This window comes from Streptosporangium sp. NPDC001559, from assembly GCF_042893955.1.
In the GTDB taxonomy this organism is placed as follows: Bacteria; Actinomycetota; Actinomycetes; order Streptosporangiales; family Streptosporangiaceae; genus Streptosporangium.
The window spans coordinates 100534-122840 of record NZ_JBIAVG010000002.1 but is presented as its reverse complement, the minus strand read 5'-3'; the positions used below and the strand labels follow the sequence as shown (position 1 = coordinate 122840).

At 70.6% G+C, this 22307-nt stretch carries 18 protein-coding genes and 1 riboswitch; of the genes, 5 read left to right on the top strand and 13 right to left on the bottom strand.

The window, feature by feature from the left end; all coding sequences use genetic code 11:
* Window positions 1-19 precede the first annotated feature (19 nt).
* The 5 genes from ACFYY8_RS04620 to ACFYY8_RS04600 all read right to left on the bottom strand — a co-directional run bounded on the left by ACFYY8_RS04620 (window position 20) and on the right by ACFYY8_RS04600 (window position 3553).
* Window positions 20-508, bottom strand: coding sequence for a PH domain-containing protein (locus ACFYY8_RS04620; RefSeq protein WP_390037128.1), 489 nt, complete (start codon window positions 506-508; stop codon window positions 20-22).
* A gap of 96 nt (window positions 509-604) precedes the next feature.
* Window positions 605-1078, bottom strand: a complete 474-nt coding sequence (gene ribH, locus ACFYY8_RS04615) for a 6,7-dimethyl-8-ribityllumazine synthase (RefSeq protein ID WP_390037126.1) — start codon at window positions 1076-1078, stop codon at window positions 605-607.
* Window positions 1075-2289, bottom strand: coding sequence for a bifunctional 3,4-dihydroxy-2-butanone-4-phosphate synthase/GTP cyclohydrolase II (locus tag ACFYY8_RS04610; protein WP_390037124.1), 1215 nt, complete (start codon window positions 2287-2289; stop codon window positions 1075-1077). The genes ribH and ACFYY8_RS04610 overlap by 4 nt, the downstream gene beginning before the upstream one ends.
* Entirely contained in the window at window positions 2286-2948 is a 663-nt protein-coding gene (locus ACFYY8_RS04605; protein ID WP_390037122.1) for a nicotinamide riboside transporter PnuC, read from the bottom strand. The genes ACFYY8_RS04610 and ACFYY8_RS04605 overlap by 4 nt, the downstream gene beginning before the upstream one ends.
* Window positions 2945-3553: a riboflavin synthase gene (locus tag ACFYY8_RS04600; RefSeq protein ID WP_352008971.1), complete on the bottom strand. Its 609-nt coding sequence runs from the start codon at window positions 3551-3553 to the stop codon at window positions 2945-2947. The genes ACFYY8_RS04605 and ACFYY8_RS04600 overlap by 4 nt, the downstream gene beginning before the upstream one ends.
* A gap of 390 nt (window positions 3554-3943) precedes the next feature.
* Window positions 3944-4074, bottom strand: a riboswitch (FMN riboswitch).
* Window positions 4075-4607: 533 nt separating this feature from the next.
* On the opposite strand from ACFYY8_RS04600, the gene ACFYY8_RS04595 reads away from it, so the two are divergent.
* From ACFYY8_RS04595 to ACFYY8_RS04575, 5 genes are all read left to right on the top strand, one after another.
* Window positions 4608-5609 (top strand): ABC transporter permease, encoded by a 1002-nt coding sequence (locus ACFYY8_RS04595; RefSeq protein ID WP_390037120.1) that lies wholly within the window; start codon window positions 4608-4610, stop codon window positions 5607-5609.
* A 33-nt stretch (window positions 5610-5642) separates the two neighbouring features.
* The gene (locus ACFYY8_RS04590) at window positions 5643-7433 is read left to right on the top strand and encodes an ABC transporter substrate-binding protein (protein ID WP_390037118.1); all 1791 of its coding nucleotides are present in this window, start codon (window positions 5643-5645) and stop codon (window positions 7431-7433) included.
* A 100-nt stretch (window positions 7434-7533) separates the two neighbouring features.
* Window positions 7534-8514, top strand: a complete 981-nt coding sequence (locus tag ACFYY8_RS04585; protein WP_390037116.1) for an ABC transporter permease — start codon at window positions 7534-7536, stop codon at window positions 8512-8514.
* 12 nt (window positions 8515-8526) lie between these two features.
* Window positions 8527-9528 carry an ABC transporter ATP-binding protein gene (locus tag ACFYY8_RS04580; RefSeq protein WP_352008967.1) on the top strand — a complete coding sequence of 334 codons (1002 nt, stop codon included), beginning with the start codon at window positions 8527-8529 and terminating at the stop codon, window positions 9526-9528.
* 61 nt (window positions 9529-9589) lie between these two features.
* Window positions 9590-10624, top strand: a complete 1035-nt coding sequence (locus tag ACFYY8_RS04575; protein WP_390037113.1) for an ABC transporter ATP-binding protein — start codon at window positions 9590-9592, stop codon at window positions 10622-10624.
* Between the two features lie 87 nt (window positions 10625-10711).
* Here ACFYY8_RS04575 and rpe read toward each other — a convergent pair whose 3' ends face one another.
* The 8 genes from rpe to ACFYY8_RS04535 all read right to left on the bottom strand — a co-directional run bounded on the left by rpe (window position 10712) and on the right by ACFYY8_RS04535 (window position 22152).
* Window positions 10712-11368 (bottom strand): ribulose-phosphate 3-epimerase, encoded by a 657-nt coding sequence (rpe, locus tag ACFYY8_RS04570; protein ID WP_390037110.1) that lies wholly within the window; start codon window positions 11366-11368, stop codon window positions 10712-10714.
* A gap of 64 nt (window positions 11369-11432) precedes the next feature.
* Entirely contained in the window at window positions 11433-13283 is a 1851-nt protein-coding gene (asnB, locus tag ACFYY8_RS04565; RefSeq protein WP_390037108.1) for an asparagine synthase (glutamine-hydrolyzing), read from the bottom strand.
* Window positions 13284-13403: 120 nt separating this feature from the next.
* Window positions 13404-14864 (bottom strand): RsmB/NOP family class I SAM-dependent RNA methyltransferase, encoded by a 1461-nt coding sequence (locus tag ACFYY8_RS04560; protein ID WP_390037106.1) that lies wholly within the window; start codon window positions 14862-14864, stop codon window positions 13404-13406.
* Window positions 14865-14867: 3 nt separating this feature from the next.
* Entirely contained in the window at window positions 14868-15797 is a 930-nt protein-coding gene (gene fmt, locus ACFYY8_RS04555) for a methionyl-tRNA formyltransferase (protein ID WP_390037104.1), read from the bottom strand.
* 5 nt (window positions 15798-15802) lie between these two features.
* Complete coding sequence (def, locus tag ACFYY8_RS04550) at window positions 15803-16351, bottom strand: peptide deformylase (protein WP_390037102.1); 549 nt, start codon at window positions 16349-16351, stop codon at window positions 15803-15805.
* Between the two features lie 577 nt (window positions 16352-16928).
* Window positions 16929-18317: a hypothetical protein gene (locus ACFYY8_RS04545; RefSeq protein WP_390037100.1), complete on the bottom strand. Its 1389-nt coding sequence runs from the start codon at window positions 18315-18317 to the stop codon at window positions 16929-16931.
* Between the two features lie 39 nt (window positions 18318-18356).
* Entirely contained in the window at window positions 18357-20024 is a 1668-nt protein-coding gene (locus tag ACFYY8_RS04540; protein WP_390037098.1) for a hypothetical protein, read from the bottom strand.
* A gap of 49 nt (window positions 20025-20073) precedes the next feature.
* The gene (locus ACFYY8_RS04535; RefSeq protein ID WP_390037096.1) at window positions 20074-22152 is read right to left on the bottom strand and encodes a primosomal protein N'; all 2079 of its coding nucleotides are present in this window, start codon (window positions 22150-22152) and stop codon (window positions 20074-20076) included.
* Window positions 22153-22307: the final 155 nt, after the last annotated feature.

Sequence of the window (22307 nt, the reverse complement as noted above, 5' to 3'; positions counted from 1 at the left end):
ACCCCACGCCGGCCGGGTCTCAGCCGTCGTCCCCGGCCCGGCCGCCGTGCCCGTCGTCGTCCCTGGCCTCGCCGCGTTCCCTGATCAGCGCGGCGAGCTGACGGACCTGCTGGACGGTCCGCTCCTTCTCCGAACCCTGCAGCCCCATGGCGCCGATCGTCGCGCCGTCGGTGAAGTCGATCTTCGCCCAGGGCTCGCTGTCGGTCAGCGTCACCGCGAGCACCTCCGGCCACTCGTAGCGGTGCACCCGCAGCGCGTTGACCAGGGTGACGCCCGTCTCGTCCGCCTCGACCCGGCAGCGGCCGAGCAGGTGCAGCACCCCGGCGACGGCGGCGCCGAGCACCACCATCGCGACCTTGTCGACCACGGTGAACGGCGGCGGCAGGAGGATCGCCAGGACCACGGCTCCAACGACGATCAGCCCGGCGAAGCCGTACGCCACGACGCGTCCCTTCCTCGGCCGCCACACGACGGGCAGCTCGGGGGGCGAGACGTTCTCTTGACTCACCTGGAGATCACGTTCCTTTGGGAAAACCACCGGTCACGGCGATAGGAAACCTATCGCACGCCCCGGCCGGCCCCGCGTCCGAGACGCTCGGGGACCTCAGGCGTCCCTGAGGTCCCGCAGCAGCAGCGCCGTCTCCAGGGCCGCGACGGTGGCCTCGTAGCCCTTGTCCTCGTGACTGCCGGGCAACCCGGAGCGGTCGAGGGCCTGGTCGAGGGAGTCGCACGTCAGCACCCCGTTGCCGACCGGCGTGCCCTCGTCGAGCGAGACACGGGTGAGCCCCGAGGTGACCGACTCGCAGACGTAGTCGAAGTGGGCGGTCTCCCCGCGGATCACCGCGCCCAGGGCGACCACGGCGTCGCAGCGCCTGGCCAGCGCCTGGGCGACGACCGGGATCTCCAGGGACCCGGCGACGCGGATCACCGTCGCGCTCGCCCCGCTGTCCGCGCTGGCCAGCACCGCCCGCGCCACGAGCTGATCGGTGATCTTCTCGTGCCAGCGGGCGGCCACGATGCCGACGGTCAGCCCGGACGCTTTGACGGCCTCGGCCTGGGGACGTCCCGCGCCGCTCATGCGTTCTCCTTGTTGATCTCGTGGCCCAGACGGTCGCGCTTGGCCGTCAGGTACTTCTCGTTGTGGGGGTTCATCGCCACGGGCATCGGCTCACGGCCGAGGACCTTGACCCCGTAGCCGTCCATGCCCCGCAGCTTGGCGGGGTTGTTCGTCAGCAGTCTGACCGACTTCACCCCCAGGTCGGCGAGGATCTGGCCGGCGTTGGAGAACTCCCTGGCGTCGACCGGCAGGCCGAGCTCCAGGTTGGCGTCCACGGTGTCGCTGCCCGCGTCCTGCAGGCCGTAGGCCTTCAGCTTGGCCAGCAGCCCGATGCCACGGCCCTCGTGCCCGCGCAGGTACACCACGACACCACGGCCCTCGGCGGCGATCTCCGACATCGCGTGGTCGAGCTGGACCCCGCAGTCGCACCGCAGGGAGCCGAACACGTCCCCGGTCAGGCACTCGGAGTGCGCCCTGACCAGGATGTTCTCCCCGTCCTCCAGATCGCCGTAGACCAGGGCGACGTGCTCGCCGCCGTCCAGGGCGCTGGCGTAGCCGTAGGCGCGCCACATCCCGTACGCGTTGGGCAGGCGGGTCTCCGCGACCCTGCTCACCATCCGTTCGGTGCGGCGCCGGAACTCGACCAGCTGCTCGATGGAGACCAGCGCCAGGTCGTGCTCGTCGCAGAACTCGCGCAGTTCGGGCAGCCGCTTCATGGTCCCGTCGTCGTTGACGACCTCGGCGAGGGCTCCGGAGGGCCGCAGCCCCGCCAGCCTGGCCAGGTCCACGGCCGCCTCGGTGTGGCCGCGCCTGACCAGCACGCCGCCCTCGCGGTAGCGCAGCGGGAAGACGTGGCCGGGCCGTACCAGATCGTGGGGCTCGGTGGCCGAGTCGCACAGGGTGCGGATCGTCCTGGCGCGGTCGGAGGCGGAGATGCCGGTGGTCACCCCGTCGCGGGCGTCGACGCTGATCGTGTAGGCGGTGCGCAGGCGTTCCCTGTTCTCGCGCACCATCAACGGCAGGCCGAGCCTGTCGAGGTCCTCACCGGGCAGCGAGACGCAGATCACGCCGCTGGTGTGCCTGATGGTGAAGGCCAGCAGCTCCGGTGTCGCCTTGGCCGAGGCGAAGATGATGTCGCCCTCGTTCTCACGGTTCTCGTCGTCGACCACCACGACGGGCCTGCCCTCGCGAATGTCGGCGATCGCCCGCTCTATGGGGTCAAGCTCGGTCACACAGCCTCCTTGGGGACGAGCACGGTCCTGGACCGGTACTCCTTGAGCCAGTTGAAGAATCCGATGAGGACGAGGACGAAGAAGACCCCGTAGACGGCCCCCGAGACGACGAGACCCGAGCTGAAGGCCAGCGGCACGCCGACCAGGTCCACGGCCACCCAGATGATCCAGAAGTCCACCAGCGCGCGCCCCTGGGCCCAGGTGGCGACGGCGCTGCCGACGAAGATGTAGGCGTCCGCCGCGACCAGCAGGTAGCCCCTCGGCGGCGGCACCAGCGCGCCCCAGGAGAGCTTGGTCACGAAGAACAGCACGCCGACGGCGGCCGTGCCCAGCAGCATCGTGCCCGCCATCGCCAGCCGTTCCCAGCCGGTCGCGGGCCGTACGGCCAGGCCCTGGCCCGATCGGGTGCCGCGGGTCCAGCGCCACCAGCCGTAGACGGCCAGGCCGCCGAACATGAGCTGTTTGAGGGCGTTGCCGGTGATGTGGGCGCTGAGGGAGGTGACGAACAGCAGGACCGCGGCGGTGAGCTGCACCGGCCAGGTCCATATCGATCTGCGGATCGCCAGCAGCACGGTGGCCAGCGCGGCCACGTTGCCGACCAGGTCGGTCCACAGGACCTTGACCCCGAGGAGCTGGAAGCCCTCGTTCACCCAGTTCATGACCCGTTCCCCGGGGCGTAGGCGCCGACGAGCCGCTCCACGTGCTTGGCGATCACGTCGACTTCGAGGTTCACCGGGTCGCCCGGCTGCTTGGCGCCGAGGGTGGTCAGCCGCAGCGTGGTGGGGATGAGGCTGACGGAGAAGCCCTCGTCGTCCACGCCGACCACGGTCAGGCTGACCCCGTCGACGGCGATCGAGCCCTTCTCCACGACGTAGCGGTTGAGCGCGGCGGGCAGGGAGATCCGCACGACCTCCCAGTGTTCGTCCGGCTCGCGCGCGAGCAGCACGCCGGTACCGTCCACGTGGCCCTGCACGATGTGGCCGCCGAGGCGCTGGTCGGCGCGGACCGCGCGCTCCAGGTTGACCCTGGAGCCGGGGCGCAGGGCCCCCAGGCTGCTGCGGTCCAGGGTCTCCTTCATCACGTCGGCGGTGAAGACCTCCCCCTCCACGTCGACCACGGTCAGGCAGACCCCGTTGACGGCGATCGAGTCGCCGTGCCCGGCGTCGCCGGTGACGACCCCGCCGCGGATCGACAGCCTGGCGGCGTCGCGCAGCGTCTCGATCTCCGCGATCTCGCCGAGTTCCTCAACGATTCCGGTGAACATTCACAGCTCCTTCGCAGGGCGTGCGTAGATGACATCGGGAGTGAACCCGCGCGGGGCCGCCCGTCTTCCTGGCCCCGCGGGGCCTCCCGGGACCGGGGAACCGGCGCGGCGGGCTTTTCCCAGGACGCGGGCACGTGGAAGCAGGCGAGGCCGTACGGGCTCACCGGGAGAGGCCGTGGAGATCGCGGGGACACGGCGGGCGAGACGGAGGAAGGGGCCGGCGGCGGCGCGACCACACGCGGGCACGCCGATCGGCTGGCGCGGGTGCGCCCGACCACACATCCGGGACTCCTACTCGCCGGTAGCTTTCTGCCACGGCGGGCCCCGGGGGATCACAGGCACGTACACCCATTGGCGGCGAGGCGTCCCGCCAAGGGACGTCCCTGCCGCCCGCGCGCTTCCTCCCATCCGGACTTTGACCGTCGGTCCTGGAGTTTCACCAGGTCAACCGGCCGATGGCTTCGGACGGGTCGCGGACTGTAACCGCCGGCTCGGAATTTCACCGACCCCGGAGCACGCTGCTCTCCCTCCAGTGTGCCACGTCCGGCAAAAGATGACGTGTCCCCCTCCCACCAGATGGAACAGCCGGGCATCGAGGAGAGGCTCACCGCGCGCCCTCGCGCCCGGCCGGGCACGGTGGTACGAAGGAAGCAGGGGCGGAAGCAGGGGGCGAAGGGGCGCGGGACCTCAGGGGGGCCGGAGGGGGACTCCGATCGGGTCACCCGCAGTCAACACGCTTTCACCGCACTCACCCGGCGGACGGGCCGCCCTCCGCCCGGCCTGCGGACACACACACGACGAGAGGTGACACGACGGCCACACAGACCGTCATGGTCGTGTCATAGGTATGTCACAAATCCGTGAATAAGAGACGGTGGGGAATCTCATCATTCCATCCGACCCCCCACCCAGGTCAATGGAATTGCAGCCACAACCTGATCTATATTGCACAACAAAAAAACAAGTAACAGCTAGGCCATTGATTTGCCCCTGACTGTTTTGCAATGGTTCCCCCAGATCCCGCTCAGTCATGCTCGTTGGGGGCTCCCGCACGATGACCATCCCTGCACCTGCCGCGACCACCGCCGATGAGGCGCCCGTGGTGAAGGCACCGGAAACGGTGGGCCGCTCACCAGGGCAGCTGATGTGGCTCCGCTTCCGCCGCGACCGGACCGGGGTCGCCTCGGCCATCGTGGTGATTTTCTTCATCCTGGTAGCGATACTCGCGCCGGTGATCTCCTGGCTGTACGGCAAGGACCCGTACACCCTCTACGGCCAGGACACCCCGGGCCTGCTCAATGACTTCGGCTATCCGATCGCCCCGAACGGCGGCATCAGCTCGGAGTTCTGGTTCGGCATCGAGCCGAACCTCGGCCGTGACGTGTTCACCCAGCTGGTCTACGGAATCAGGACCTCGCTGCTGATCGCGCTCATCACGACGATCCTCACCACGCTGATCGGCATCGTGATCGGCATCGTGGCCGGATACTCCGGCGGCAAGACGGACTACGTCATCGGCCGCGTGATCGACACGGTGCTGTCCTTCCCCTCGGTGCTGTTCATCATCGCGTTCATGCCCGTCGTGGAGAACCTCTTCGTCAGTCCCGACGAGGAGACGCCGGTCTGGCTGCGCGCCGTGACGCTGGTGCTCGTGCTGACATTGTTCGGCTGGGCCGGTCTGGCCCGCCTGCTGCGCGGCCAGGTCCTCACGCTCCGCGAACGCGAGTTCATCGAGGCCGCCCGGGTGACCGGCGCCTCCCCCGCGCGGATCGTGTTCAAGGAACTGCTGCCCAACCTGTGGACGCCGATCCTCATCCAGGCGACGCTGCTGCTGCCCGCGCTGGTCACCTCTGAGGCCGCCCTGTCCTTCCTCGGCGTCGGCATGATCGAGCCGATCCCCGACTGGGGCAGGATGTTCCGGCGTGGCACCGAGGTCTACCAGAACGACATCACGTACCTGATCTTCCCGGGCGTCGCGCTGGTGATCTTCGTGATCGCCTTCAACCTTCTCGGCGACTCCGTCCGCGACGCCTTCGACCCCAAGCTCAAGCGCTAGCCCCAGCTCAAGCGCTGAACAGATAGGAGAGAGATGACAGTCAGAAAGCGGTCAGCCGTGGCCGTCCTGGCCATCGGTATGCTGGCCGTCACCAGCGCCTGCGCCGAGGGCAACCAGGGGGCTCCGGCCGCCCAGTCGTCGGGCGGCTCCAACGGTGCCTCCTCGGCCCCCGCAGCGGCCTACAAGCCGGCGGTCATCACCCAGGGCACCCCGGAGGACTCCAAGGGTCCCGCGATCCCGCCGGAGGGCGTCGTCAAGGGCGGAACGGTCACGATGATCGACCGTGACGACTTCTCCCACCTCGACCCCGCGCAGATCTACGTCAACACCGAGGCGAACTTCTTCCGGCTGATCGGCCGTACCCTGACGGGCTACAAGCGCGTCGCCAAGGGCGAGTTCAAGCTGGTCGGCGACCTCGCCACCGACACCGGCACCCAGTCCGACGGCGGCAAGACCTGGAAGTTCACGCTGAAGGACGGCGTGAAGTGGCAGGACGGCACGCCGATCACCTCCGCGGACGTCAAGTGGAGCATGGAGCGGACCTTCGCGCCGTTCGTCACCCAGGGCCCCACCTACATCCAGCAGTGGCTGACCGACGTCGACTTCAAGAAGGCCTACCCCGGCCCGTACGACGGCAAGGAACTCGACGCGATCGAGACGCCGGACGACAAGACGATCATCTACAAGTTCAAGACGCCGCACGCCGACGCGGCCTACGCCTTCGCCATGGCCGGTTACGGCATCGTGCCCAAGGCCAAGGACACCAAGGAGCAGTACGACAAGGAGCCCGTCTCCAGCGGGCCGTACATCATCAAGTCGCACGTGGTCGACAAGACCATCGACCTTGAGCGCAACCCGAACTGGGACCCGGCGACCGACCCGATCCGCGGCGCCTACCCGGACAAGTGGCACCTTGAGTTCGGCTTCGAGGCCCTGCAGGTGACCGACCGCCTCATGGCGGACTCGGGCGCCGACCAGACCGCCTTCACCTTCTACGCCTCGACGCCGCCGGAGCGTCTGCAGCAGGTGCTGGGCGACACCAACCTGGCCTCCCGCCGGATGAACAGCCCCTCGCCGTACGGCAACTACTACTACTTCAACCTTGACCGGATGAAGGACCCCAAGGTCCGTCAGGCCATCAACTACGCCTGGCCGTCCAAGCAGATCCAGCAGGTCCTGGGCGGCCCGGCCGCCGCGGCGCTGCCGACCACGATCCTCAACGAGAACACCACGGTCGGCTACCAGTCCTACGACCTGTTCAACAAGGAGACCAAGCCCGACGGCGACATCGAGAAGGCCAAGGAGCTGCTGGCTCAGACGAGCACCCCGACTCCGACCATCGTCTACGCCTACAACCAGACGCCGGTCCAGGAGCAGGTCACCGTCGCGATCAAGAGCGCCCTGGCGAAGGCCGGCATCAACGTCGTGGCCAAGCCGCTCGACCGTAAGACCTACTACGACTCGATCGGCAAGCTCGGCAACCAGTTCGACCTGTACTGGGGTGGCTGGGGCGCCGACTGGCCGTCCGGCTCCACGGTGCTCCCGATCATCTTCGGCCCGGTCGCCGACGGTGCGCCCAACTACTCGCACCTGAAGGACCCGGCGCTCACCGCCGAGATGGACAAGATCACCGCCATGACGGACATCGACGCGGCCAACGCCGCGTGGATGGCGCTCGACAAGAAGATCCAGGAGACGATCACCCCGCTGGTCGTCGCGGAGAACCGGATCGCCACCATGCTCCACGGTTCCAAGGTGGGCGGCGCCGAGATCGACCCGCAGCAGTGGATCGTTCAGCCGGACACCATCTTCGTGAAGCCGTAGAGACGGCAAAGGCCGTGGTCCCGCCGACAGGCGGGGCCACGGCCCGCGGGGGCTTCACCGCCCCCGCGGCGGTCTCCCAGCAACCGTCGGGAAACGGGCAATGTTTCGATTCATCACTCGCCGCACCCTGGGCGCCGTGGTCACCCTGCTGATCATCGCCGCGTGCACGTTCTTCCTCTTCTTCGCCGTTCCAGCCGACCCCGCCCGGCTCGCCTGCGGCAAGGTCTGCCCGCCCGAGCTGCTGGAGCAGGCGCGGCACAACCTGGGACTGGACCAGCCGCTGTTCGTGCAGTTCCTGACCTGGGTCGCCGGCATCTTCGTCGGCCGCAACTACGAGGGCCTGGGCGACTGCTCCGCCCCCTGCCTGGGGTTCTCCTTCGTCAACAAGGCCCCGGTGCTGGACACGATCCTCGACCGCATGCCGTTGACCGTCTCGCTCACGATCGGCGCGGCCATCGTCTTCCTCCTGTTCGGAGTGGCGACCGGTATCGTCGCGGCGCTCAGGCAGGGCAAGGCGCTGGACAAGATCGCCAGCGTCTCCTCCCTGATCGGCGCCTCGCTGCAGATCTACTTCGTCGGCACGCTGGCGCTGTACTTCCTCGTCTACCAGAACCACATCCTGCGGCAGCCGAGCTACGTCCCCATCACCGAGAACCCACTGGACTGGGCGATGGGGCTGATGCTGCCCTGGGTGGTGCTGGCGATCATCTTCACCGCCAACTACACCCGTATGACCCGTTCGACGATGGTGGAGCAACTCTCCGAGGACTACGTCAGGACGGCTCGGGCCAAGGGCATGCAGAACCGCTCGGTCGTGATGAGGTTCGCGTTGCGCGGCACCCTGATCACCATCGTCACCATCCTCGGCGTCGACCTGGGCACCCTGATCGGCGGCGCGATCATCACCGAGCAGACCTTCGGCCTGCAGGGAATCGGGCAGCTGTCCATCAGGGCCGTCTGGAGCTCGGACCTGCCTATGCTGATGGCGACGGTGATGGTCGCCGCGGGCGCCATCGTCGTGTTCAACATCATCGTGGACGTCTTGTACGCCGTCATCGACCCCCGCGTGCGGCTGAGCTAGGAGCTGGAAGAAGTGTCGAACCCGTTCCTGTCGGTCCGTGACCTGACCGTCGACTTCCACACCGAGGACGGCCTCGTCCACGCGGTGGACGGGCTCTCCTTCGACGTGGAGAAGGGCACCACCCTGGGGATCGTGGGCGAGTCGGGATCCGGCAAATCGGTGACCAACCTGACCGTGCTCGGCCTGCACAACCCGGAGACCACCAAGATCAGCGGTGAGATCCACCTCGACGGTCAGGAGCTGATCGGCGCCTCCCGATCCACCATGGAGAAGCTTCGCGGCAACAAGGTCGCGATGATCTTCCAGGACCCGCTGACCGCGCTCTCGCCGTACCACACGATCGGCAGGCAGATCGGCGAGGTCTACCGCAAGCACACCGGCGCGAGCAAGTCCGAGTCCAGGGCCCGCGCGATCGAGATGCTGACCCGGGTCGGCATCCCGCAGCCGAAGACCCGCGTGGACGACTACCCGCACCAGTTCTCCGGCGGCATGCGGCAGCGCGCGATGATCGCGATGGCCCTGGTCTGCGACCCGGACCTGCTGATCGCCGACGAGCCGACCACCGCGCTCGACGTGACCGTGCAGGCCCAGATCCTGGACCTGCTCAAAGAGCTCCAGGACCAGACCGGCACCTCCATCATCATGATCACGCACGACCTGGGCGTGGTCGCGAACACCGCGCACAACGTGCTGGTGATGTACGCCGGCCGGGCCGTCGAGCGCGGCACGGTCAAGGAGGTCCTCGACACCCCGCGCCACCCCTACACCTGGGGTCTGCTCGGTTCGATGCCGCGGCTGAGCTCCTCGGTCGACATCCCGCTCAAGCCGGTCCGCGGCACCCCGCCGAGCCTGCTCAACGTTCCCTCCGGCTGCCCGTTCCACCCCAGGTGCGACTACATGGACCAGGCGGGACCCGAGCTGTGCAAGGGCGAGCGGCCCGAACTGTCCCCGCACCGCGGCCACGGCGACGCGTGCTATCTGACCCTCGCCCAGAAGCGGGAGATCCACAAGTGAAGCAAGGACGGCCAGTGAACGGGCTTGGCGGCTCGCGGACGCCGTCTGCGAGGGAGGACGCGTGAGCGAGGAACTGCTGGAGCTGTCCGGGCTGGAGAAGCACTTCCCGGTGACGGGCGGGCTGATCTTCAAGCGGCAGGTCGGCAAGGTGCACGCGGTCGACGGAGTCGACCTGACCGTGCACACCGGTGAGGCCCTCGGCCTGGTCGGCGAGTCCGGCTGCGGGAAGTCGACCACGGGACGGCTCGCCGCCCGGCTGCTCGAACCCACCGGGGGCTCCATCCGCTACCGGGGTCACGACATCACGCACGCCGGTCGCAAGGAGCTCCAGCCGATCAGGTCCGAGATCCAGATGATCTTCCAGGACCCGTACTCGTCGCTCAACCCCCGCCACACCGTGGGCACGATCATCAGTGGCCCGATGGAGATCAACGGCATCGAGCCGCCCGGTGGCAGGGAGAAGCGCGTCAAGGAGCTTCTGGAGACCGTCGGCCTCAACCCCGAGCACTACAACCGCTTCCCGCACGAGTTCTCCGGCGGTCAGCGCCAGCGCATCGGGGTCGCCCGCGCGCTGGCCCTCAACCCCAAGCTGATCATCGCCGACGAGCCGGTCTCCGCGCTTGACGTCTCGATCCAGGCGCAGGTCGTCAACCTGCTCCAACAGCTCCAGAGGGACCTGGGGATCGCGTTCCTGTTCATCGCGCACGACCTGGCCATCGTCAGGCACTTCTCGCAGCGGGTCGCGGTCATGTACCTCGGCAAGATCGTCGAGATAGCCGACAGGTCCTCCCTCTACGAGCGCCCCCGGCACCCCTACACCCACGCGTTGCTGTCGGCGGTGCCCGAGGCGACCACGGAGGCGGGTGCCCGCGAGCGCATCCGCCTGGCCGGGGACGTGCCCTCCCCCATCGACCCGCCGTCCGGCTGCCGTTTCCGCACCCGCTGCTGGAAGGCACAGGACAAGTGCGCGACCGAGGAGCCGCCGCTGGTCAGGCTGGAGGGCAACCAGGAGGGGCATCTGACCGCCTGCCACTTCCCCGAGGAGCCGACCGTCAGCGGCGAGGGCGTGATCCTCGACCCGGCCCTGCAGGGCTAGTCCGCCCGCTCCACGAGCTCTCGCGGTCTCTCGAAGGCTCCGGGGTCGCCCACGGCACCCCGGGGCCTTCGAACGTCCTGGAGGCCGTCAGGCCCTCTCCGCCGCCGCCCGCAGCTCGTCGATCGCACGGGCCGGGTCGGCGGCGCCGTAGACGGCGCTGCCCGCGACGAACACGTCGGCCCCGGCCTCCGCGCAGCGCTCGATCGTCTCGGCCGAGACCCCTCCGTCGACCTGCAGCCAGATCTGGCCGCCGTGCCCGTCGATCAGCCCGCGGGCCCGGCGGATCTTGGGCAGCACGATGTCCAGGAACCGCTGGCCGCCGAAGCCGGGCTCCACGGTCATCATCAGCAGCATGTCGACCTCGCCGAGCAGGTCCTCGTACGGCTCGACCGCCGTGGCGGGGTTCAGCGCGAGCCCGGCGCGGGCCCCCGCGGCGCGGATCTGCCGCAGGGTGCGCACCGGGGCCTTGGCGGCCTCCACATGGATCGTCACGCTGCCCGCCCCGGCCTCGGCGTAGGCCGGGGCCCAGCGGTCGGGGTCCTCGATCATCAGGTGGCAGTCGAGCGGCGTCGAGGTCGCCTTGAGCAGCGACTCGACGACGGGCAGGCCGAGGGTCAGGTTGGGCACGAAATGGTTGTCCATGACGTCCACGTGCAGCCAGTCGGCGTTGGGAACCGCCGCGGCCGCCTCCGCGAGGCGGGCGAAGTCGGCGGACAGGATGCTGGGCGAGATCTGTACGGCCATAGTGCGGCCGAGTCTATTGGGCGCCGCCCGCCGGTCACCGGGCGGGCGGAGCCCCTCCGCGCGCTCAGAGTTTGAGCCGCACGTCGTACTCCTCAAGCCAGGCGTTGAGCCCGGAGAAGCCGTCCAGCGCCGCCCTGCCGTCCAGGTCCGCCTTCCCCTCCTGCCGGTCGAGGACGGCCCGCACCTTGCCGAGGTCGGCCAGCTGCGCGGCCGCGACCCCGCCCCGGTCGAGCAGTCCGGCGACCTGCTTCCTGAGGGCTTGGTCGTAGGCGGGGTCCTGGGTCGTGGGGTAGGGGCTCTTGCGGCGTTCGAGCACCGAACCGGGCAGGATGTCCGCCGCCGCGGCGCGCAGCACGCTCTTCTCGCGCCCGTCGAAGCTCTTGATCGACCAGGGGATGTTGAAGACGTACTCGACCAGCCGGTGGTCGCAGAACGGCACCCGGACCTCAAGGCCGACGGCCATGCTCATCCGGTCCTTGCGGTCGAGGAGGTTCTGCACGAAACGGGTCAGGTTCAGGTAGCCGATCTCCCGCATCCGCCGCTCCAGCCCGCTCTCCCCCGGCAGCCTGGGCACCTCGTCGAGCGCCTCCCGGTAGCGCCTGGCACGGTAGGCGGGCAGGTCGAGTTCCCGCAGCAGCTCGTCGCCGAGGATCCCGACCACCCCGTTGAACCGCTCGACGCCCGGCGTCGCCAGCCACGGGAAGGTGTCGCCGCCGACCGCGGCCGGTTCGTGGAACCAGCGGTAGCCGCCGAAGACCTCGTCGGCCGACTCCCCTGACAACGCGACCGTCGAGTGCTCCCTGATCGCCCTGAACAGCAGGTAGAGCGAGGTGTCCATGTCGCCGAGCCCGAGCGGCAGATCCCGCGCCCGCAGTACGGCGGCGCGCGCGGCGGGGTCCATGAGGTCGGCCGGGTCCAGGACGATGGAGGTGTGGTCGGAGCCGACGTGCCGGACGACGTCGAGGACGTACGGCGTGTCCGGGGTCGGGCGAATCGCGTCCGGGGTGAAGTTCTCGCTGTAGCCGGCGAAGTCGACGGAGAAGGAGCGGACCCCCTCCTTGCCCTCCTTCCGCAGCCGGTCCATGGCCAGCGCGGTGACCGTGCTCGAATCGAGGCCGCCGGACAGCAGGGTGCACAGCGGCACGTCGGAGACCAGCTGGCGCCCGACCACGTCCTCCAGCATCCCGCGCACCGTCCGTACGGTCGTCCCGAGGTCGTGGGGGTGCTCGCGGGCCTCGAGCCGCCAGTAGAACCGCCTGCTCAGGCCCACACGGCTCACCCGGATCACCTGGCCAGGCCGCACCTCGTACATCCCCCGGTAGACGGCGTGCCCGGGCGTCTTGCTGAACGCGTAGATCTCCCGCAGGCCGTCGAGGTCGACCACGGCGGGCTGGGCGAGCGGGTTGGCGAGGATCGCCTTCGGCTCCGAACCGAACAGCACCCCCGAGGGGGTCGGGTGGTAGTACAGCGGCTTGACGCCCATCCGGTCGCGCGCCAGCAGCAGCTCCTGACGCCGGACGTCCCAGATCGCGAAGGCGAACATGCCGTTCAGGCGGTCGAGAAGGTCCTCATCCCACTCCAGGTAGGCCCGCAGCAGGACCTCGGTGTCGCTCCGGGTGCGAAAACGGTGGCCCCGCGCGGCCAGCTCGGCGCGCAGTTCGGGAAAGTCGTACAGCTCCCCGCTGTAGACCAGGACGGCGAGCGGCTCACCGTCCTGGTCGGCGACCATCGGCTGGCGCCCGCCCTCGACGTCGATGACGGCCAGCCTGCGGTGGCCGAGCGCGACGTGCGAGGCCGTCCACAGCCCCTCGTCGTCGGGCCCCCGGCAGGCCATCGTGTCGGTCATGGCCTGCGCGACGTCCCGGGACGGCCCAAGGTCGCGCTCGAAGTCCACCCACCCGGAGATTCCGCACATCAGTAAATCCCCACGTTTTATCGGCGATTTCCTGCATTGTCCGCAGAACCGATATTCATCTCAACGTGGGGGCTGTATTCGGACTTCCTTAACCTATCTTCACAAAGAGTTCAAATCCCGTTACCGGCGGCGCAACAGGGCGAGGAACATCGCGTCCGTACCGTGGCGGTGCGGCCAGAACTGCGCGTACGGCCCCTCACCCAGCCCCTCGACCCCGGGCAGGAAGGCACGGGCGTCCAGCGCCTCGGCGTCCGCACGACCGCGCAACGCGTCGCCCACGACGGCCACCGTCTCCGCCAGATGCGGCGAACAGGTCACGTAGGCGACGACCCCTCCGGGACGGACGGCCTCCAGGGCGTGCGAGAGCAGCTCCCGCTGAAGCGCGCCCAGCTCGGGAAGGCTACGGGGATCACGGCGCCAGCGCGCCTCGGGGCGGCGGCGCAGCGCGCCGAGACCGGTGCAGGGCGCGTCGACCATGACCCGGTCGAAGACACCCGGCCGCCAGGCGGGCACCGTACCGTCCGCGGTGACCACCGCGGCCTGGCGGGTGGCCTGCCTGACCAGACGGGCGCGGTGATACTGCAGCTCGGCCGCCAGCATCCTCACCCCGCCCCGTACGGCCAGCGCGTCCAGCAGGCCCGCCTTCCCGCCGGGACCGGCGCACATGTCGAACCAGCGGCTGTCTCCGCCCTCGACCGGGACACGCGTCAGCGCCAGCGCGACCAGCTGACTCGCCTCGTCCTGTACGGCGGCGCGCCCCTCGGCCACCGCCAGGATGGAACCGGGATCGCCCTCCTTCAGGTAGGCCGCGTACGGGGAGTACTCGCCAGGCTCGGCGCCCGAGGCCAGGAGCTCCTCGACCGAGGCCCGTCCGGGACGGGCGACCAGGGTGACGCGGGGACGCTCGTTGTCGGCGGCCAGCAGGGCGGCGGTCTCGTCGAAATCACCGCCGACGGCGTCGCGCAGCGCGTTGACGATCCACCGGGGATGGCTGTGGGCGACCGCCAGGTGGCCGACCGGATCCTGCTCGGGATCGGGAGCCACGATCGGGACCCACTGGTCGAGCGAACGGCCCGCGACCTTCCTGAGCACCGCGTTGGCGTATTTCGACGCGCCGGTCCCCACCCGCAGCCGCACCAGGTCGACGGTCGTGCCGACGGCGGCGTGCGGCGGGACACGCGTCTTGAGCAACTGGTGCACGCCGAGCCGGATCGCGTCGAGCAGCGGCGGATCGAGGTCCTCGGGGGGACGGTCACTGCAGGCGGCGATGACCTCGTCGTAGGTGCCCAGCCCGCGCAGCGTCCCGTAGGCCAGCTCGGTCGCCAGGCCCGCGTCACGCCCGGAGAGGCGGCGTTCCCGCAGCAGGGCGGGCATCAGCAGGTTGGCGTAGGCGTCCCGCTCGTCCACCGCGCGCAACAGGTCGTAGGCGACGTTCCTGGCCTCGTCACGGACCGGCTTCGGCGGACGCGGGCGCCTGCTCCCACGACCCGCCCCCCGCCGCTCTCCGCCGCCGTGAGAGGCTGCCTGATCGTCCCGTGAGTGGCCCGCCGCACGGCGGCCACCGCTCCCCCGCTCGTTCATGTCCTAGCCCAGCCGATCGTCTTCGGTGAGCCGCACACCGCGGGCCCACTCCCCCGCGCTCATCGCGCGCTTGCCCTGTGGCCGCACCTCACCCAGCTCGACCGGGTGCGTCGCGGTGCCGACCAGCACCGTGTTCTTCGAGGCCGCGATCCGCCCCGGGGCGAGCGAGGGCGCCCCGGGCACCGGCCGTACCGGGCCGAGCTTGACCCGCAGCCCGCGAAACTCCGTCCAGGCGCCGGGAGCGGGAGAACAGGCCCGGATCAGCCGGTCGACCCGCATGGCGGGCGCCGACCAGTCGACCCTGGCGTCGTCCACGGCGATCTTCGGGGCGAGGCTCACCCCCTCAGCGGGCTGGGGCACCGCCTCCAGCGTGCCGTCCTCGATGCCGTCGAGGGTCGCGGCCAGCAGCCCGGCGCCCGACTCGGCGAGCCTGGCCAGCAGCTCCCCGCTGGTGTCGGCGGGCCTGACCTCCTCGGTGACCACGCCGTAGACCGGTCCCGCGTCCAGCTCCCTGACGATCTGGAAGGTGGCCGCGCCGGTGATCTCGTCGCCGTGCAGTACGGCGTGCTGCACGGGCGCGGCGCCCCGCCAGGCGGGCAACAGCGAGAAGTGGAGGTTGACCCACCCGCGAGGCGGGATGTCCAGGGCGCTCTGCGGCAGCAGGGCCCCGTAGGCGACGACGGGACAGCAGTCGGGGGCGATCAGCCGCAGCCGGTCGAGGAACTCGGGGTCCCCCGCCCTGACCGGTCTGAGGATCTCCACCCCCGCCTCCTGCGCCAGCTCGGCGACCGGACTCGGCTGAAGCTTGCGGCCCCGGCCCGACTGGGCGTCCGGGCGGGTGACGACGGCTGCGACCTCGTGGCGTGGCGAGTCGAGCAGGGCCCTCAACGAGGGCAGGGCGGTTTCCGGAGTTCCGGCGAAGACCAGACGCAAGGTTCCTACAGAGCCTTCCCGTGGGTCGCGTGCGGGGAGAACTTGAACGCGGGGGCGGACAGGCCGCTCCACTCGGCCGAGCGGATCTCCCTCATCGCGAGCTTGCGCTGCTTGAGGTCCATCCGGTCGATGAAGAGCACCCCGTCGAGGTGGTCGGTCTCATGCTGGAAGCAGCGCGCCATGAGGTCGGTGCCCTTGAGCGTGACGGGGTCACCGTGCATGTTGAACCCCGTCGCCACGGCCCTGATCGCCCTGGGGGTCGGGAACGACAGACCGGGGAAGGACAGGCAGCCCTCCTCGCCCTCCTCGTCCTTCTCCTCGGACAGGTCGAGGTCGGGATTGATCAGATGACCGAGCTGGTTGTCGACGTAGTAGGTGAACACCCGCAGGCCGACCCCGATCTGCGGCGCCGCGAGCCCGGCCCCCGGCGCGTCCATCATCGTGTCCGTGAGGTCCTTGACGAGCCTGCGCAGCTCCTTGTCGAAGTCCTTCACCGGCTCCGCCGGCGTACGCAACACCGGGTCGCCGAAAAGACGGATCGGCTGAATGGCCAACAGGGATCTCCTCAGTGCTTTTCGGAAGCCTCAGTGTATCTGTGTCTCCTTGCTCCGCCTGGCGGCGTCGCGGGCCCTGCCTCTTTGCGCCGCCTTCGGCGTCGCGGAGCTGCGTCTCTTTGCGCCGCCTTCGGCGTCGCGGGCTTGGGCGCTCCGAGTCGGTGCTTTCCCTCGTCACTCCGTCGCTGCGCTCCTGCGTTCCTCAGTCCAAGCACCGAAGCGCCCAAGCCGGACACTCCTCACACTTGACGCCGGTACCCCCGAACCCGAAACCCTTCACTCCCGGCACCGGAGCGCTCAGGCCGAACCCCCCACTCACAGGCGTTGACGGTCCCGTGGAACACGGCCGTCGGCCGTCCCGCTCAGAGCCGGCGCCGAAAGCGAGGGGTTTGATCCTGTGCTTTACCGGGTGCCGGGAGTGAGGAGTGTCGGCTTGGGCGCGTCGGTGCTTGGACTGAGGAGCGAAGGAGCGAAGCGGATGAGCGACGAGGGAAAGCGTCGGCTCGAAGCGCTCAAGCCCTCGACGCCGAAGGCGGCGCAAAGAAACACAACCCGCGACGCCGAAGGCGGCGCAGAACTAACGCGAGCGGGTCTTCATCGCCGCCTTGCGGGCCGCCTTGGCGACCGTGGGGTCCGGGTGGCGGGTGCCCAGCAGGTCGAGCACGGCGATGGTGTCGGGGTGGTCGGCCGCGGCCATCTCCTCGGCCAGTCTGACCAGGTCCTCACCGGGTTCGAGCGCGTCGAACTCGCGGATCGCCTCGGCCGTCCTGCCGAGCTGGGCCAGCGAGGCGAGCGTGTCGACGGCGATCCAGGTGCGGTCCTCCTGGGCGAGGGCGGGAGCCGGGAGGTCGCGGATGTGCAGCCAGGAGGCGGCGTAGCGCCACAGGGACGGCTCCTGGAGCGCCTCCCTGAGCGGGGCCTCCGCCTCGGGGCCCAGCTCTTCGAGGATCGTGCCGACGGTGCCGCGCTGGCCGGCCGTACCCGAGGCGGCGACCCTGACCAGTTCGCGGGCCGCGGTCTCCGGGGTGCGGGACTCAAGCCAGACGGTGACGGCGCTGGGGGCCGCGGAACGCTTGATGATGGCGTCGACCAGCTCGGTGGCGCCCAGGTCGGCGAAGACGGCGACCTCGGCCCCCGTCGGCGCGTCGTGGCCCTCGCGGATGAGGTCCTGGCGGACCGCCCAGACGCCCAGGGGGGTCAGCCTCGGCCTGCCCGTCTCGGACGGCTCGATGAGACCGCAGTAGCCGAGCAGGGACAGCGCGGCGTCCAGCTCGCCGGGCAGGGAGGCGCTCAGCGCCCGCATCTCGGCGGGGCGGGCCTGGCAGGCCACCTCGTGCGACTGGAGGATGCCCTTGACGAGGGTGGCGGCGGACAGGCCGTCGCTCACGGCGTACATCGTGGCGAGCATCTCGGCCAGGTGGTCGTCGACCACGGCGGAGCCGGTGAGGCCCTCGTCCGCGCGGTCGAGCACGTCCATGACCACGCCGTCCCAGAACTCCAGCATCGCCCGGTGCGGCAGCTCGGCCGACAGGGCCAGCGGGCCCTCCGTCGCCAGGCCCCTGGAGATGCGGAGCATGCCGGTGTTGACCGCGACGACCCACAGCAGGTGCAGCCGCGCCGGGCCGGGCAGGCCGAGTTCGGCGCACGCCAGGAAGGGGTCGGGCAGCAGGCCCTCCGGGGTCACCGGCCTGGTGCCGGTCCAGACGGCCAGCCGCTGGGCGTCCAGCACCAGGGGGACCCTCAGCACGGCCGCGGCCAGCTCGCCGTCGGCGGCCAGCTCGACCGGTGGGAAGCTCAGCACCTCGGTGCCGCAGTCGGAGCAGTCGCAGTCGCCGTCCGCCTCGGTGGCGCCGACCGCGTCGAGCACGGCCGCGCGCAGCTCTCCGGGTGCCGCCCCGAGCTCACCGACGAGCCTGCGCAACTCGCCGAGGTCGAAGACGTTGCCCGTGTTCCCGCTCTTTGCCACTCGTGAAACTTACTGCACTCGGGCCCCACGGGTGTACGGCTAGCCGATCGCGCGCGATCTGGCCTTGAAGGCGGCCTTGCGCGCGGCCTTGGCGACGTTCTGGTCGTGCAGGGAGCGGCCGAGCAGTTCGAGGACCTGCACGACGTCCGGGTGGTCGACCCGCCACATCTCGTCGATCATATGGGCGGGCGGACCGGACGCCGCCATGTTCTCGGCGAACGTCTCGGGGTCGTCCTCGGCCGCGGAGACGGCCAGGGCGAGGGTGTCCACGCTCATCCACAGGACCTCCTCCTGGGTGAGCGCCGGGGCGGGCAGGCCGCGCGCCGACAGCCAGTGGATGACGTGGGGGCGCAGCTCCGCCTCCTGCAGGTGCCCTCTGACCGCCCGTTCGGCCTCGGGGCCGAGTCTGTCGACGATCGTCACGGCGATCCCCCTGGCGACGGAGGGGGCGCCGGTGACGGCGCCGAGGAGCTCGGCGGCGGCCTCTGCCGCGCTCCTGCTCCGCAGCCATTCCTCGATCTCGGCCTCGGCCAGTTCCGTGGGGATGCCGGACAGCAGCCCCTCGATGAGCTCGGAGGCGTCGACGGCGGCCAGGTCGGCGGCCTCCGGGGCGTCGATGCCGAGCCCGGTGTAGAGCTCCCGCAGGGCCCACACGGCCTGCGGGGTGAGCGCGAGCTCCGCCCGGTCCGGTTCGACGACGCCGCAGTAGGCCAGGCGCCCGATGGCCTCCTCGGGGTCGAGTTCGGCCTCGTCGGTCAGTCCGGCCTCCTGGGCGTACTCCATCAGCAGCGGGACCGGCATCGGCGTCTGCAGCCGGTAGAGCACGTCGCACAGGCCGTAGAGCTCCTCGTCGAGGGCCGGATTGCCGGTGACGGCGCCGCCGGTCTCCTTCTCCACGACGAACTCGACCACCGAGGCCCAGACGTCGAGCGGGTCGAGGTCGTCGGCGTCGAAGACGGCGGTGCCCTCGATCTCGACCAGTCCCGCGTAGACCGCCAGGTCCCACAGCAGGGCGGGTTCGGCGACCGAGAGCTGGGCGGTGGCCTCGGCGGCGTCGCGGACTCTGAGGCGCCCCTTGACGGTCGGGGTGCGGCCTCCGGCGAGCATCCACTGCACCAGCCGCCGCGCGTCGGTCACCATGGGGACCCGTAGCGCCGCCTCGGCCAGCGCCTCGCGGGCGGCGAGCCGTACGGGGGGCAGGGGGGCGCATCCCGGGCAGTCGCACGGCCCGTCCTCGCTCTCCTCCCGAACGGCCTGCGCCGCGGGCCGTTCGGCCGGGGTGAGGGAGAAGCCCTGTTCGAGGGCTTCGGCGCCCATCGCGCTGAACAGGCTCTTGGCCATGCCGAACCGGGAGGTGTCGGCGAGCGCGATCGGCATCTCCGGTTCGATTCGGTCCAGTATGGATCGCATTCTGGTCGCCATCTTGCCCCCGATCTCCTCGGTCGCGAGGAGGAAGTCGACCAGGGTACGGGCGGCGGCGACGGTCTCGAGGGCGCTCTCCGGCGGGGCGATGACCTTCCGCGGGTAGATGTTGAGCAGCAGTTCCTCGAAGGTGCCCGGGGTGAAGTCGCCCAGCTCGTTCACGTCCAGATAGTCGCTCGCGTAGTCGCAGAGCAGGCGTACCTCGTCCACGTCAACGGCCAGGCCGTGCGCACGCCCCCACGCGCGCAGATCGTCTACGGCCTGATTCACCCATTCGATCGACACAGAGGAAAATTAACGGCTTACTGTCAGCACCGCGAATCGGGGAAACAACTCAAATGACGTCCAGGGGGTCAATGCACACCCGGACCACCTCCGGTGACTTACGGGCGGAGCGTACTCCCGCCGCCCCCTTCAGCGCCGCGGACAGCGCCGCCCCGGCCGCCTGCGGGACCCGTACCATGGCACGTTCCCGCACCTGGTCGCCCCTTGGCGCGTCGAGGGGGACCGGCCCGAGCACCTGCGCCTGCCCGGGCAGTTCGACGTCGCCGAGCATTTCCCGTACCGCGGCGGGGGACCCGGTCAGGGTGGCGATCCTCACCGCCGGGGGAAAACGGAGTTCTGTCCTCTCGGCCAGTTCACGTTCGGCGTGGGTGGCCGGGTCCCAGCGCAGCAGCGCCTGCACGGCGGGCACCGAGGAGTCGGCGAGCACCACCAGCTCCGCCCGGGGCCGCAGCAGCGCGGCCGCGTTCATCCACCGGCGCAGCGTCTCCTCGGCGGCCCGCAGGTCGGGCCTGCCCAGCATGGCCCAGCCGTCCAGCAGCACCGCCGCCGCGTAGCCGCCCTCCGCGACGGGCTCGGCCCCCGGGGTCGCCACGACCAGGGCGCGCGCGTCGCCGACCGCGGCGAGCACCCCGTCCCTGCCCGAGGTCCTGACCGGCACCGAGGGAAAGGCCCTGCCCAGTTCCTCGGCCGTGCGGCGGGCGCCGACCACCTGCGCCCGCATCCGCGCCGTGCCGCAGGACTGGCAGCGCCACTGTCCGGCGATCCGGCCGCACCAGCGGCAGTACGGCATGGCGTGTCCCCCGCGCAGCGCGAGCGGCCCTCCGCAGTGCCCGCACCTGGCCGTGGTCCGGCAACTCTGGCAGGCCAGGCCGGGCAGGTATCCCCGCCGGGGGACCTGGATCAGCACCGGTCCCGTCTCCAGGCCCGCGCGCAGCGCCCGCCAGGCCAGGCTGGGCAGCCTGGCCGCCCGCGCCGCCTCGTCCCTGGCCAGTTCCGCGTCGTCCCCCGCGGGACGGACCCTGGGCGCCCTGGCCCTGATCGTCTCCCGGTCCGCGACGATGGCACCGGCCCAGCCGGTGGCGACGAGCCTGGTGGCCTCGGCCGTACGGGCGTGCCCGCCGATGAGCAGGCCCGCCCTGCCGTGGTGGGCGCGCAGCGCGAGGACCTCCCTGGCGTGCGGGTACGGCGCGAGCCGTTCGGCGTGCAGATCATCGCCGTCGTCCCAGATCACCACCAGGCCCAGATCCCTGACCGGGGCGAAGACGGCCGCCCTGGTGCCCACGACGACGCGTACGTGGCCCCTGCGGACGCGCAGCCAGCGCCGGTAGCGCTCCGCCGGCCCCAGGTCTGAGGTGAGTGCGACGTGCGTCCCGGGCTCCAGGACGGCGCCGAGCGCGGCGTCGGCCAGCGCGACGTCCTTGCCGTCGGGGAGGACGACGAGGGCGCCCCTGTCCCCGCGGAGGGTCTCCCGCACGGCGACCGCGACCGCCCTCGGCCATTCGAGGCCGTCCCGTCCCGTCCCGGGCAGCGCGCTCCACACCGCGCGGGGCGAGCGGCCCTGGGCCAGGGCCGTGAGGAAGGCCTCCCCCTCCGGATAGCCGGCCCACGGCCCCGGGTCTCCGCCGGTCCGCTCCCCGGACGGTTCCCCGGCCGGTTCCCGCGGAGGTCCGGGCTCGGACTCGGCCCTGGCGTGGCGTGGCGGGATGGCGAGCCTGAGCACGTCCGCCATGGTCCCCGCGTAGCGGTCGGCCACGATCCTGGCCAGCAGGGCGATCTCCGGGGTGAGCACCGGCTCCGGAGAGACGACCCGCTCAAGCCTGGCCAGACCGCCCTCGTGCTCGGTGTCCTCCGCCCGTTCGAGCAGGAAGCCGTCCACGAGCTTGCCCGCGAACCTGACCCTGACCCGCGTGCCCGGGACCGCCTCGGCGTCCATGGACGCGGGCACGAGATAGTCGAACGGCCGGTCCAGGTGCGGCAGCGGCGTGTCCACGACGACCCGTGCGACCGGCAGTGTCGCGGCCGGCTCCGGCACCCCCCTGGCGGACCTGGCGGCGGGGACGGGCCCGCGACGCACGGCGTCGAGCGGAAGCAGGGCGCCGTCGTCCGCGGGGAGGCTGGTGTGGGTCACCCACTTGTCCTACCAGATGCGCGGGGACCGTCCCGCCAGACGTGGGAGGGGTTCGGCCAGTGGGTCACGCCCGACACAGGGAAAACCCCAACATACTTCAGGTGGAAGGGGACCCCTCCCTCAAGACCACCCGACGCTGCGGAACGCTGGAGCAC